Origin of the sequence: Corallococcus sp. CA049B (assembly GCF_003611685.1) — a bacterium.
In the GTDB taxonomy this organism is placed as follows: Bacteria; Myxococcota; Myxococcia; order Myxococcales; family Myxococcaceae; genus Corallococcus; species Corallococcus coralloides.
Genome location: NZ_RAWC01000239.1, coordinates 1 through 13,838 on the forward strand (window position 1 = coordinate 1; position 13,838 = coordinate 13,838).

Below are 13,838 nucleotides of genomic sequence, written 5' to 3' on the forward strand. Positions count from 1 at the left end.
CGGGAGCCGTTCGCGCCGGTGGGGGAGGGGACGCGGGTGCGCGTGGACGGCGTGGAGCGCGCGCTGACGCGCAAGGCCCGGGTGTTGATGTTCCACAAGCCAGCGGGGCCGGTGGTGCACGGGGCGGATCCCGAGGGCGTGGGCACTGTCTTCGAAAGGCTGCGCGCGGTGCTGCCGCCGGAGCTTCAAGGCTTCGAGTGGTACGCGGTGGGCCGGCTGGACCGGGACACCACGGGGCTGCTGCTCTTCACCAACGACGAGCGGCTGGTGCGGCACGCGACGGCGCCCCAGACGCACCTGCCCAAGCGGTACGTGGCGCGCGTGGAGGGGCAGCCCCCGGAGGCGGCGCTGGCGGGGCTGCGAGAGGGATTGACGCTGGAGGACGGCCCCACGCGACCGGCGGAGGCCGTGCTCCGCGCGCCTGACGTGGTGGCGCTCACGCTCACGGAAGGACGGCACCACCAGGTGAAGCGGATGCTCGCGGCGGTGGGGCACCCGGTGCTCGCGCTGCACCGTGAAGCGGTGGGGCGCTTGGTGCTGGATGTGGCGGAAGGGGCGTGGCGCGAGCTGACGGACGCGGAGGTGGCGCAGGGGCTGGGGTTCCAGCCCGGCGCGGACTAGCGGCCGAGGTTCTTGAGCATCTCCCGCGCCTTCGCCGGGTTCGTCATGTTCCTGGGGGACATCACCATGTACCGGTCGTGGGCCTTCTTGGCCTTGGCCTTGTTGCCGGTCAGGGTGTAGGCGGTCTCCAATCCCAGCCAGGCGCGCCGGAGGCTGGGATTGTTCCGGGTGACGTCCTCCAGCAGCTTCACGGCCTGCTTGTGGTCCTTGGCGGTGCCCGGCTTGAGCTTGATGAGCGTCAGGCCCAGCTCGAGCTTGGTGTCGAACGAGCCCGGCTTCATGGCCAGCGCGTTCCGGTACGCGGCGGCGGCCTCCGGGTACTTCTCGTCGCGGAACGCCGTGCGGCCGGTTTCGATCATGTCGGCGAAGGTCTCCGGCTTCACGACGCGGCCCGAAGCCGATGAGAGGGCCTTCGCGTCATCCAGGATCCGCACGACCTTGGCACGGCTGGGGTGCGTGTCGGGGGCGTACTCCAGGAAGCGCTGGTAGTGCGTCACGCTGCTGCGGCTGTCATTGGTCCGCGCGTACAGCATCCCGAGCAGGAGCTGGCATTCCCCTTCCCGGGGGAAGCGCGTCTCGCACTGGTGCGCCAGGTCCACGGCGTCCTGGAGCCCTCCCTGCTGCACCCGCGCCTGGACGCGGTCCTGATAGTCGGCCAGGGAGAGGGCGGGTTCCGGAATCGGCTCCACCGTGAGGGGCGCGCTGTCTGTCGCCTGGGGGGCCGGTGTGGCCGCCAGCGTGGGGGGCCGTGCGGTGTCGGAGAGGGATTGAACCGCGGCGGCCGGACGCTCGATGGGGCGCGCGACTCCAGGGTGCTCGGGAGGCGCACCGGGGGCGCCGAGGAGCCACAGACAGCTGGCCCCGATGGCCAGACCCGTGGTGCTCAATCCCAGCATCCACTTGCGCGATGCCACGGGTGCGAGCGCGACCGGGGCTTCCTCCTCCACGATTTCGACGCTGGATTCGGGGAGGGGGATCCTGCCGGTATGGAGCAGCGGCCTGGGCCGCGCGGGCTTCTTCGGGAGCGCCGGTTCCTGCTCGCGCCAGGACTCCAGCTCCTGCTGGAAGGAGGGGGGGACGGACAGCTCGCGGCCGTGGGAGAGCAGGTCGTCACGAAAGAGCATCCGCAGCAGGTGCGCGAGGCTCAGCGAGGAGACACCCGGGTGGTTGGCGTACAGGAAGCCGGAGAGGGCCTCCGCGAAGGCATGGCTGGATTCGAAGCGCTGGGACTGCTCCGGGTGCAGGGCCTTGTGGACGATGCTCTGGAGCGCGGGCGGCAGGTCCGGCCGTGAATCGCCCAGCGGCGGGAGTTCGCCGCGCGCGATGCGCGTCATCACGGCCTGGGGCGGCCCGTCCAGGGGAAGCCTCCCGCAGAGCAGTTCGTACAGCACGACGCCGGTGGCCCAGATGTCCGTGCGCGCATCCACTTCCTCTCCGCGCGCCTGCTCCGGGGAGAAGAAGAGGTACTTGCCCTTCACCACGCCGGGTTCGGTCTTGAGGTCCCGGATGAGCTGCGCCTTGGCGATGCCGAAGTCGACGATCTTGACCTGGCCCTCGTAGCTGACGAGCACGTTGTCCGGAGAGATGTCCCGGTGGACGATGCCCAGCGGCTGGCCGCTGCTGTCCGTGCGCGTGTGGGCATAGTGCAGGCCCCGGCACAGCTCCATGGCGATGAAGACCGCGATGGGGACGGGCAGGGCGCCCATGCCGCTCTTCATCGCGCGCTTGAGGAAGCGGTGGAGCGGCTGGCCGTCCACGAACTCCATGGCGAGGAAATACCCGCCGTCCACCCGGCCGAAGTCGAAGACCTGGGCGACGTTGCCATGGGACAGCGTGGCGGAGATGCGCGCCTCGCTGATGAACAGGGAGATGAAGGCTTCGTCGTTGGCGTACTCGGGCAGGACCTTCTTGATGAGGACGGGCTTGGTGACGCCCGCGTCGCCTACCAGCTGCGCGCGCCACGTCTCCGCCATCCCGCCCTGGCCCAGCCAGGACACCAGCTCATACCGCCCGAAGGTGTCGCCTGCCTGGAGTGCCATACGTTCTGGGCTCTGCGGTCTGGCCTGTCCGGCGAAAGAGGATCGGCCTGAATGATGAGAAGGTGCTCATTGCGTTGAGCTGTGACTGGAGACTTTCGACAAGGCCTTGATGACGAGCTCTCTCCTAGGATAGCCCTCGGGCGTGAGTGTCAGAAAGGTCCGAAAGGCCCGTTCGCTCTTCTTGAAGTCCCTCAGGGTGGCGTGGACGACGCCAAGCATGAGCTGGCACTCGGGGATCTTGGGCATCCTTTCCGCGCAGGCCTGTGCCAGCTCAAGTGCCGCATTGGGATCCGTTTTGGCGAGCACCCGGATTCTTTCCTGTATCTCTCCAATTGAGTCGGGACGGATCTTGATGCCTGAAACAGTGTCTTCGCCAGTGGGAGGGCTGGTGTCGTCCACCCGTTCCTTCGGTGTCACGACGGGCGTAGGTGTCTCGGAGGGCGCAGATGTCACGACGGGCGTCGGTTTGGGTGCTTCGACAGTGACGGGCGCGCGAATGGGTGTGGGCGGCGGCGCTCCGCTGGAATTCGCTGACGACGGCGAATCCAGCAGCAGCAGCCACAGGCTCGCGCCCACGGCCAGCAGGCCTCCCGTGCTCAACCCATAGAGCAGCGGGCGCGGGGTTCCAGCGGACGGCACGATGGACCGGGGCTGGGTCGTCTCCGTGACGTGCGGGCTGGCCGCCCGGACGCGCCGGGTCTGGCGCTCGGTGGAAGGCCGCGGCGTCACCGGCTCCTCCGGCGCGGTCTGCTGGCGCCAGGACTTCAACTCCTCCAGGAAGGAGCCCGGGACGGACATCTCCCGGCCCTGCTGCGCCAGGTCCCCCCGGAACAGCACGCGCAGCAGGTGCGCGATGGTCATGGAGGAGAAGCGCGGGAAGTTCGAATACAGGAACCCCGTCAGCGCATCCCCGAAGGCGTGGCTGGACTCGAAGCGCTGCTCCCGGTCCGGGGTCAGCGCCTTCATCACGATGTCATTCAGTTCCTTCGACAGGTCCGGCCGGAGCACGCTCGGCGCGGGAATCTCTCCCCGCCCCACGCGCATCATCACCACGTGTGGCGGCCCCTCCACCGGCAGCTTCCCGCAGAGCAGCTCATACAGCACGACGCCGGTGGCCCAGACGTCCGTGCGCGCGTCCACGTCCTCTCCTCGCGCCTGCTCTGGAGAGAAGAAGAGGTACTTGCCCTTCACCACGCCGGGCGCCGTCTTGAAGCCCCGGATGAGCTGCGCCTTGGCGATGCCGAAGTCGACGATCTTGACCTGGCCCTCGTACCCCAGCAGCACGTTGTCCGGAGAGATGTCGCGGTGGACGATGCCCAGCGGCTGGCCACTGCTGTTCGTGCGCGTGTGCGCGTAGTGCAGGCCCCGGCACATCTCCATCGCGATGAAGACCGCGACAGGAATCGGCAGGGCACCCAGGTCGCTCTTCAGGGCGCGCTTGAGGACGCGGTGCAGCGGCTGGCCATCCACGAACTCCATGGCCAGGAAGTACTCCCCGTCCACCCGGCCGAAATCGAAGACCTGGGCCACGTTGCCGTGGGACAGCGTGGCGGAGATGCGCGCCTCGCTGATGAACATGGAGATGAAGGCCTCGTCGTTGGCGTACTCGGGCAGGACCTTCTTGATGAGCACGGGCTTGGTGACGCCCGCGTCGCCCACCAACTGGGCGCGCCACGTCTCCGCCATGCCGCCCCGGCCCAGCCAGGAGACCAGCTCGTACCGCCCGAAGACGTCGCCCGCTTGCAGTGCCATGGGGCAGACACTCTAAACCCAGATTCCAAGGATGGCAGAATCGAGGCTGTCTTTCTCCTGCCTGGCTGCCTGGGATGTCAGCGAGTGGAAAGGCTGACCACTCATCCCGCGTCGCCGGCCTTCCCGAACTCCTCCATGACGCGTGCCCGGGAGGGATCGCCCTCGGCGGCGAGCTTCACGTAGGCCTTGTAGTGCTCCTCGCTCAGCCTGGCATTGCCGAGCTCCGCGTAGAGAAAGCCCAGGTACCGCTCGCAATCCGGGAAGGTGGGATCGAGCTTGATGCAAAGCTGGGCCTTCACGAGCGCCACGTCGTAGTTCTTCTCGTTGACCAGCGACTGGATCTGCTGCTGCAGGTCCATGACCTCCTTGGAGGGCGCCGCAGGCAGTGGCGCCACGTCGGCGACCGGTGTGGGCGTCGGCTCGGGCGGTGGCTCCAGGGTCGCCATGGGCAGGGGAGGAGGCTCCTCCACGGGCGGCATGGCCGTCTGGTGTCTCCACAGGAGCACCAGGCCCGCGACCACGGCAAGCAGCCCTCCCACTTTCAACCCGGTGCGCAGCGGGCTCGAGGGGGCAGGAGACGTCGCGGGGGCCCTCGGTGCTGGGGTTGCCATGGCCGGCGGATTGCTCGGCCGGACGGGCCGGGGTTGCCGCAGGAGCACCGGGGGCGGGGCCGCGGGCTTCACTGGCGCGACCGGCTTGCTCCACGCCTTCAGGTCCTCCAGGAAGGAGCCCGGGACGGACGGCTCGCGACCTTGCTGCGCCAGGTCCTCCTTGAACAGCACTCGCAACAGGTGCGCGAGGCTCATGGCGGAGAAGCGCGGGAAGTTCGCATACAGGAACGCCGTCAGCGCATCCCCGAACGCGTGGCTGGAGTCGAAGCGCCGCTGGCGGTCCGGCGTCAGCGCCTTCCTCACGATGTCATTCAACTCCTTCGGCAGGTCCGGCCGGAGCGTGGCCAGCGAGGGAATCTCACCGTTCCCCACGCGACTCAGCACCACGGCCGGCGGGCCCTCCACCGGCAGCTTTCCGCAGAGCAATTCATAGAGCACGACCCCCGTGGACCAGACGTCCGTGCGCGCATCCACTCCCTCTCCTCGCGCCTGCTCTGGAGAGAAGAAGTGGAATTTGCCCTTCACCACGCCGGGCTCCGTGCTGATGCCGCGGATGAGCTGTGCCTTGGCGATGCCGAAGTCGACGATCTTGACCTGGCCCTCGTAGCCCAGCAGCACGTTGTCTGGAGAGATGTCCCGGTGGACGATGCCCAGCGGCCGGCCACCGCTGTCCGTGCGCGTGTGCGCGTAGTGCAGGCCCCGGCACATCTCCATCGCGATGAAGACCGCGATGGGAATGGGCATCCTGCCCAGGCTGCTCCTCAGCGCGCGCTTGAGGACGAGGTGCAGCGGCTGGCCATCCACGAACTCCATGGCCAGGAAGTACTCGCCCTCCACGCGGCCGAAGTCGAAGACCTGGGCGACATTTCCATGGGACAGCGTGGCGGAGATGCGCGCCTCGCTGATGAACATGGAGATGAAGTCCTCGTCGTTGGCGTACTCCGGAAGGACCTTCTTGATGAGCACGGGCTTGGTGACGCCCGCATCGCCTACCAGCTGCGCGTGCCACGTCTCGGCCATGCCGCCCCGGCCCAGCCAGGACACCAGCTCATACCTTCCGAAGACGTCGCCCGCCTGGAGACCCATGGAGTGGGCATTCTAAACCCAGATTCCAGGGATGCCGCATGGGGGACCGTGTCACTCCTTCCCGAGCAGCTCGACGACCTTCGCCCGGCGCGGGTGGTCCGCGGGTGCGAGCTTCAGGAAGGTTTCGTAGTGCTGCGTGCTCTCCCGGGGATGGTTGAGCTTCGCGTGGACGGCCCCCAGCATGAGATGGCACTCCGGCATGTCTGGGTTGTTCGCCGCGCAGTCGTTGGCTGCTTCCAGGGCCGCGTCGTAGTCCTTGCTCTGGATCAGCCCGGAGACCTTCTGCTGGACCTCCTGCTGCTTTGTCTTCACGAGAGAGGAGACCTTCTGCTGCACCTCCTGCCGCTTGGAGTCGAGCAGTCCAAGGACGCCCTTCTTGGGCGCGGGCGCGCTCTCTGGGACAACGGGTGGCGGCTCCTGGACGGCGCTGGCCGCGACGACGGTGGGCGCCGGGGGCTGCTCGACGACCGGCACGGGCTTGGGCTCCTCGGCCACGGCGTGTTGGGTCGCGCGGACGGGCCTGGACGGCTTCCGGATGGGGTGCGCGGTCCGCGTGGGTTCTGGCGCGATGAGCTCCTCGGCCTGAAGCCCGGTCTCATCCTCCGGCTCCTGAACCGGACTCGGGGCCGGCGGCTCGGCTTCGACCTTCTGGGCGGGCGGCTCGGGTTCCACGCGTTTGGGGGCGGGGGCTTCGACCGCCACCGTCTGGGGCACGGGCGCGGGCTGCGCGGCGGGCCCCGGTGCACGGGGGGCCATGAAGAACCAGAGACAGGCTCCTGCCACGGCCAGGCCTCCTGCCGCGCTCGCGCCGTAGAGCACCTTGCGCGAAGGGCCTGTCGGAACCGTGGGCGCATCCGGCTGCGTCGTCTCCGTGGGCGGAGGCTTCGCGACCGCGCGCACGAGCCGCCGGGTCTGGACCTGCTCCTGCGGTGGGGAATCCAGGAGCTTCGCCAGCGCGGGCTCTCCCCACTTCCTCGCCTCGTCATGGAAGGACGCGGGCACGGACAGCTCGCGGCCCTCGTGCGTCAGGTCCGCACGGAACAGCACCCGCAGCAGGTTCGCGAGGCTCAGTGAAGAGAAGCGCGGGTAGTGGGCATGGAGGAACTCCGCCAGCGCATCCCCGAACGCATGGCTGGATTCAAAGCGCCGCTCCCGGTCCGGAGCCAGCGCCTGCATCACCAGCGCATTCAGCTCCTCGGGCAGGTCCGGCCGGAGCGTCGTGGGCGCGGGGATGCGCCCCTCGGCGATCTTCATCATCACCGTCTGGGGCGGCCCCTCCACCGGGAGCTTCGCGCACAGCAATTCGTACAGCACGACCCCCGTGGCCCAGACGTCCGTGCGCGCATCGACTTCCTCCCCGCGCGCCTGCTCCGGGGAGAAGAAGAGGTACTTGCCCTTCACCACGCCGGGCTCCGTCTTGAAGCCGCGCAGCAGCTGCGCCTTGGCGATGCCGAAGTCGACGATCTTGACCTGGCCCTCGTAGCTGACGAGCACGTTGTCCGGAGAGATGTCCCGGTGGACGATGCCCAGCGGCTTGCCGCTCCCCTCCGTGCGTGAGTGCGCGTAGTGCAGGCCCCGGCACATCTCCATGGCGATGAACACGGCGACGGGGATGGGCAGCGAGCCCAGGCCTGCCTTCTTCGCGCGCTTGAGCACCTTGTCGAGCGGCTTGCCGTCGACGAACTCCATGGCCAGGAAGTACTCGTCCTCCACCTGCCCGAAGTCGAAGACCTGCGCGACGTTGCCATGGGACAGCGTGGCGGAGATGCGCGCCTCGCTGATGAACATGCTGATGAAGGCCTCGTCGTCCGCGTACTCGGGGAGGACCTTCTTGATGAGCACGGACTTGGTGACGCCCGCCGCGCCCACCAGTTGGGCGCGCCACGTCTCCGCCATGCCGCCCCGGCCCAGCCAGGACACCAACTCATACCGTCCGAAGGTATCTCCGGCTTGCAGTTCCATATGGGGCGCGCATCCTATACGGAACCTGGGAAACCCCCGAACGCAGGCCCCCTGCCTGCCGGGCCCGCGAGCAGTCTCTTTCGGACGGCATGAAACCGCGTCAGTCCGCGGCGCCAGTCGCCCGCAGCTCGACGAGCTTCTGCACGACATCCGGACGTCGCGGATGATTGGTGGGCGCGAACGCCAGGAAGCGCTCATAGCTTCGCGCGCTCTCCGCCGCCTGATTCATCTTCGCCAGGACGTCCCCCTGTAACAGGTGACAGTCCGGCTCCCGAGGGAGCCGCGCCACGCATTGGTTGGCTGCGTCGAGCGCTTCCTTCTGGCGGCCTCGCGTCAGGTGCATCAGGACGGCGCTTCGGGAGGACTCCAGCTCCGCTTCGTTGGCGGGGGGCTGCGCCTGGGGCTTGCGCTGAAGCAGGGCCGACAGTCGATCCTTCACCGCGCTCCGCCGGAGATCCGTGGGGGGCGCGTTCTGCAGGAAGGCCTGGTAGTGGCTCACGCTCTTGTCGATGGAACGGAGCCGTTCATACGTGAGGCCCGCCGCCAGTCGGCAGTCCACGTTGTCAGGCACCGCGTCCACGCAGAGCTGGACCAGCTTCGCGGCCCGCGTCAGCTCCTTGTTGCTCTTGCCCAGGCGATACACGTCATCGAGCAGCTTTCGCACCCGCGTCTCGCTCCATGCGTCCTCTGGAGGAGGCGGTGGCGATGGCTCCGGAGCCATGCCCGCATCGATGCTCACGGGCTGCTCCGGTGCCGGAGCCGGCGCGGGGGCCGACGTCGCCACCACGGGCGCGACGGTGGGATGCTCTCCCCGCGGGACCTCCGGTGCGCGCCGGAACCGGGTCCACCAGATGCCGCCGCCCAGCACGAGCAGCGCCGCGCTCCCCACCGCGAGCCCCACCCATGGCGGGCGGGAGAGGCGGACCGGCGCGATCTCCGCCGTGGGCACATCCGGCGCTTCCTCTTCCTGGGACTCGCGCGTGACGACGACGGGCGCGGAGGGCGGCCGGGGCGCCGGGATGGCCCGGAGGTGGGGGACCGTGGGGGCCTGGTCTGGCGTCACGGGTTGCCGCCAGGCCTTGAGCTCCGACAGGAAGTCGTCGGGAACCGCCAGCTCCCGGCCTTCGTTCAACAGGTCTCCCCGGAACAGCACCCGCAGCAGGTGCGCGAGGCTCAACGACGAGAAGCGGGGATGATTCGCATACAGGAACCCCGCCAGCGCATCCCCGAACGCGTGACTGGTGGCGAAGCGCTGCGCAGGATCCGGGCTCAGCGCCTGGAGGACGATGCGGTTGAGCGCTTCCGGCAGGTCCGGCCGCAGCTGACTCAACGGCGGGATCTCGCCGTGAGCAATCTTCATCATCACGACGTGCGGCGGGCCATCCACGGGCAGCCGGCCGCACAGCAACTCATACAGCACGACCCCCGTGGCCCAGACGTCCGTGCGTGCGTCCACGTCCTCGCCGCGCGCCTGCTCCGGAGAGAAGAAGAGGTACTTGCCCTTCACCACGCCGGGCGCCGTCTTGAAGCCCCGCTGCAGCTGCGCCTTGGCGATGCCGAAGTCGACGATCTTGACCTGGCCTTCGTAGCTGACGAGCACGTTGTCTGGAGAGATGTCGCGGTGGACGATGCCCAGCGGCTTGCCGCTCCCCTCCGTGCGTGAGTGCGCGTAGTGCAGGCCCCGGCACATCTCCATGGCGATGAACACGGCGACGGGGATGGGCAGCGAGCCCAGGCCTGCCTTCTTCGCGCGCTTGAGCACCTTGTCGAGCGGCTTGCCGTCGACGAACTCCATGGCCAGGAAGTACTCGTCCTCCACCTGCCCGAAGTCGAAGACCTGCGCGACGTTGCCATGGGACAGCGTGGCGGAGATGCGCGCCTCGCTGATGAACATGCTGATGAAGGCCTCGTCGTCCGCGTACTCGGGGAGGACCTTCTTGATGAGCACGGACTTGGTGACGCCCGCCGCGCCCACCAGCTGGGCATGCCACGTCTCCGCCATGCCGCCCCGGCCCAGCCAGGACACCAGCTCATACCTTCCGAAGGTGTCCCCCGCGTCGAGCGCCATGAGACGTCTACCTTAGCCCCAGAATCCTGGGACCGACGAATAGACGACTTCGCGTCTGTCCAACCCTGTGTGTAGGTTGGAACCTCACCCCTGTCAGGGTGACGGCTGCGCGGCCCCCGCGGCGAGCGTGACGTACAGGCGGCCCAGCTCGGTCAGCTCGCCGGAGGCGCCCAGCAGGTTGATGGCAGGGATTTCGTTGTTGCGCCCGGAGAACCACGCGTAGCGCTCGATGGCGGGCTCCGTCTCCAGATAGCCAATGGCATCCACCATGTATTTCTTCTGCACGTCCACGGTGATTTCGTTGTGCGGCCGGTCGCCGCACGCGAACTCCGTCAACCAGAGGGGCTTGTTGTACTTCTTGAACTGCCCCACGTACCACTTGAGCGCGCTCAGGTCGCACGCGTACCAGTGGATGGCAATGGCATCCACCTGACAGTTCGCGCAGGCCTTGAAGAAGGCATCCAGGTACACCACGGGGTCGGTGAAGGTGACGCCGTCCTCCGACACGCAGTCGCCGCAGTAGTTGACCGCCGGGGACACCAGCTTGAGCCCCTTGCGGCGGGCCACCTCCTCCAGCACGGGCCAGAGCGCCGCGGCCTGGCGGGGCGTCTTGTTCGCCTGCGACTTGAAGTTGGGCTCGTTGAACCCCAGCAGGACCTGCGCGCCCGCCGGAATCTCAGACTCCAGCTGGGCCACCGTGGGCGTGCCGCCCCAGGCCATGGGCACGAAGGAGACCTTCTCCGAAACGTAGACGCTGGCCGCGCCGCTCTCCGGCTTGGGCGACCAGTTGTACCACCAGCTCATCCCCGGGGAGAGCGCCTTCAGGTCCTCCGCCGAGTGATAGCCATACCCGAGTCCCCGCTTCGCGCTCTTCGTCACACCGGGGGCCGGCTCGTCTGGCTTGGAAGGCTCCCCGGCCGCGGGGTCGCACGCCACGAGCGGCGACAGCAGGACGGCCAGGGACAGCGCGACGGGGAGCCGGGGGGAGGGGCGCATGGCCAATCACTCTACGCCCGGGCGTCGGGTGGGCGTCGAGTCCTGGCGTCACGTCACGGCGCCAGCCGGGGCACGAGGCGCGGCTCGCCCACGTCGCGCCACCACGGCGTCACGCCCTCCACGCGCGAGGGCTCCAGGCTCCGGCCCAGGCCCGGCGTGAAGAGGCGCACCTGCTGCTCCGTGGCCAGCTTCACCAGCGTCTCCACGGGCTCGTCCCACGCGTGCAGCGCCAGGTTGAAGGTGCCCCAGTGCACTGGCATCAGCGTGCCGCCGCCGAGCATCGCGTGCGCCTTGAGCGCGTTCTCCGGGCCCAGGTGGATGCTGCCCCAGCTCGGGTGGAACGCGCCCACCTCCAGCATCACCAGGTCGAAGGGGCCGTATCGCCGGCCAATCTCCTCGAACTCCGGGGTGAGGCCGGTGTCGCCGCTGAAGAACAGCCGGTGCTTGTCCGTGGTGAGCACCCAGGATGCCCACAGCGTCTTGTTGCGGTCGCCCAGGCCGCGGCCGGAGAAGTGCTGCGAGGGCGCCGCGCGAAACGCCACTGGGCCCACGCGGTGCTCCTCCCACCAGTCCAGCTCCGTGATCAGCTCCGGCGCCACGCCAAAGGCCTCCAGGTGGCGCCCCACGCCCAGCGCGGTGACGAAGGGCACCCGCCGCTTCGCCAGCCCCTGGATGGTGCTCCGGCACAGGTGGTCGAAGTGGTCGTGCGACACCAGCACCGCGTCCAGGTCCGGCAGCGCGTCCAGCGCGACGGGCGTGGCGTGGAAGCGCTTGGGGCCCGCGAAGGACACGGGCGAGACCCGGTCGCCGAAGACGGGGTCGGTCAGCACGCGCGCCCCGTCCACCTCCAGCAACATCGTGCTGTGGCCCAGCCAGGTGACGCGCAGCCCGGTGTCCGGCGCGCGGGCCCAGGTGCCGCGCGGATCCTCCACCGGCAGCGGCGCGGGCGGCGTGCGCTGCGCGCCGCCAAAGAAGTACTCCCCCAGCAGGGGCAGCGTGCCCCCCTGGATGCCCGCCCCCACTGGGGCGGTGTTGCGGAAGCCGTGACCCTCGAACTGACGGGAGGCCCGGCTGCGTTCGAGGCGGAGTCCCGCGCTGCGCGCGCTGTCACTGACGGTGGGCATGAGGCGGTTCCTAACACCCACGTCAGCGCCCGGCACGGCCACCCGCCTGGAGCCCGGGCGGGGAGGCGCCCTGCGCCTACTGTGCGTCTTCCGGCGCCAGGCAGGTGTGGCTGAGCGCGCTGGACCAGAGCTGCGCGTTCAGCGTGTCGTCGTAGGCGCTGAAGTAGACGCGGCTGCCCAGGCGGAAGAACTCGCGCGGATAGGAGGAGCCTCCCTGGGCCGGCGCGGCGATGTCCTTGAGGCGGCGCGTCCCGGCCGCCGTGCCGTTGCTCACCCAGGGTTCGATGCCGCCCGGGGTCTCATAGGCGCTGAAGAAGACCAGGTTGTCCGCCGCCGCGTACACCGGTGAGCCGTACTCGTCCGACAGGCTCAGCGGCCGGCGCAGCAGCGTGGTGCCCCCGGCGGTGCCGTTCGTCACCCACAGCTGCGTGTCGCGCGGCGCGGGGCTGCCACTGCCAATGGCCACGGAGAAGTACAGCTTCGTGCCCCCCGGCACCTGGCTCACGGCTTCGATGGATGGGAACGCCGGGCCCTGCGACGCGTAGTCATTGGGCAGGGTGACGACGGGCTCCGGGTTCCCGCCCGTGAGCGGCACGCGGTAGAGGACCATGTACTGGGTGCTGAAGGACGTCGTCGTGACGTACGCGTACGCGCCCAGCGCGCCCAGCACGCGCATGGAGCGCGTGGCGCCGAAGGACGCCAGCCGCAGCGTGCCGCCCGCCGTGCCGTTCGTCTTCCACAGCTCCGACAGGCCGCTTGGCTCATCCAGCTTGAAGAGGGTGAGCGCGCCGGTGGTGCGCACGTCGTTCGGATAGGTGTCGGGGCCCGCGTCCAGCCGCTTCAGCTGGAAGGTGCCCGCGGCGGTGCCGTCCGTGCGCCACAGGGAGGTGGCGCCCTGGAGCTCGCGCACGAAGAACAGCAGCGCGTTGCCCTGCTTCGCGTCCAGGTAGCTCACGTCCACGCCGGTGCCGAAGTCGCGCACGCGCACCGTGCCCGCGGCGGTGCCGTCCGACCGCCACAGCTCAAAGCGCGTGGTGGACGCCGTGGCGTCGTACGTCTCCTTGAAGAAGACCAGCGTGGAGCCAGACGCCGTCAGGTGCGTCAGGTACGAGTCCTCCGCGCCCGGAGTCAGGTCCTTCACCAGCCGGGTGTTGGCCGTCGTCCCGTCGCTCACCCACAGCTCCAGGCCATTCGCCGCGTCCGGCGCCATGAAGAAGAGCTGCGACGGAGTGGCGGTGAGCTGCGACAGCCGAGGCGTCCAGTTGCCCGCCGTCGCCGGGAAGCCCTTCACCTGCGTGGTGCCCGCGTCCGTGCCGGTGCTCCGCCACAGGCCGCGGCGGCCGTCTTCGTAGTTCACCGCGAAGTGCAGCGTGCCCTTGAAGTCCACGAAGCTGTCCGGCCCCAGCGCGAAGCGCGGGATGCCCAGCTCCGAAGGAGGAAGGATGGCTTTCACCCGCTGGGTGCCCGCGCCGGTGGGGAGGCAGCGGCCCTCCGCCGTCACTTCTGGCGCGAAGGTAGGTTCCTGTGCGAGGCCCTCCTCCGCCTGCTCCTCGGGGAGCGCCCCGCCGCAGCCCACCCC

General features: G+C 69.1%; 9 protein-coding genes. 1 reads left to right on the top strand and 8 read right to left on the bottom strand.

Annotated features, from left to right (window positions below; all coding sequences use genetic code 11):
• Positions 1-621 (top strand): pseudouridine synthase (locus tag D7W82_RS33490; protein WP_147439691.1); only part of this gene is annotated, 621 nt, incomplete at its 5' end.
• Here the strand turns inward: D7W82_RS33490 and D7W82_RS33495 are convergent.
• From D7W82_RS33495 to D7W82_RS33530, 8 genes are all read right to left on the bottom strand, one after another.
• On the bottom strand, positions 618-2,660 hold the full coding sequence (locus D7W82_RS33495; protein ID WP_120622200.1) for a serine/threonine-protein kinase: 2,043 nt from the start codon (positions 2,658-2,660) through the stop codon (positions 618-620). The two genes, D7W82_RS33490 and D7W82_RS33495, sit on opposite strands and share 4 nt — an antisense overlap.
• A gap of 66 nt (positions 2,661-2,726) precedes the next feature.
• Complete coding sequence (locus D7W82_RS33500; RefSeq protein ID WP_120622201.1) at positions 2,727-4,412, bottom strand: serine/threonine-protein kinase; 1,686 nt, start codon at positions 4,410-4,412, stop codon at positions 2,727-2,729.
• 101 nt (positions 4,413-4,513) lie between these two features.
• Positions 4,514-6,109 (bottom strand): serine/threonine-protein kinase, encoded by a 1,596-nt coding sequence (locus tag D7W82_RS33505; protein ID WP_120622202.1) that lies wholly within the window; start codon positions 6,107-6,109, stop codon positions 4,514-4,516.
• A 51-nt stretch (positions 6,110-6,160) separates the two neighbouring features.
• Positions 6,161-8,071 (bottom strand): serine/threonine-protein kinase, encoded by a 1,911-nt coding sequence (locus D7W82_RS33510; protein WP_120622203.1) that lies wholly within the window; start codon positions 8,069-8,071, stop codon positions 6,161-6,163.
• 100 nt (positions 8,072-8,171) lie between these two features.
• Positions 8,172-10,139 carry a serine/threonine-protein kinase gene (locus D7W82_RS33515; RefSeq protein WP_120622204.1) on the bottom strand — a complete coding sequence of 656 codons (1,968 nt, stop codon included), beginning with the start codon at positions 10,137-10,139 and terminating at the stop codon, positions 8,172-8,174.
• Between the two features lie 93 nt (positions 10,140-10,232).
• Positions 10,233-11,135: a glycoside hydrolase family protein gene (locus D7W82_RS33520; protein ID WP_120622206.1), complete on the bottom strand. Its 903-nt coding sequence runs from the start codon at positions 11,133-11,135 to the stop codon at positions 10,233-10,235.
• Positions 11,136-11,188: 53 nt separating this feature from the next.
• Positions 11,189-12,259, bottom strand: a complete 1,071-nt coding sequence (locus tag D7W82_RS33525) for an MBL fold metallo-hydrolase (RefSeq protein ID WP_120622205.1) — start codon at positions 12,257-12,259, stop codon at positions 11,189-11,191.
• 76 nt (positions 12,260-12,335) lie between these two features.
• Positions 12,336-13,838 (bottom strand): ELWxxDGT repeat protein (locus D7W82_RS33530; protein ID WP_120622207.1); only part of this gene is annotated, 1,503 nt, incomplete at its 5' end.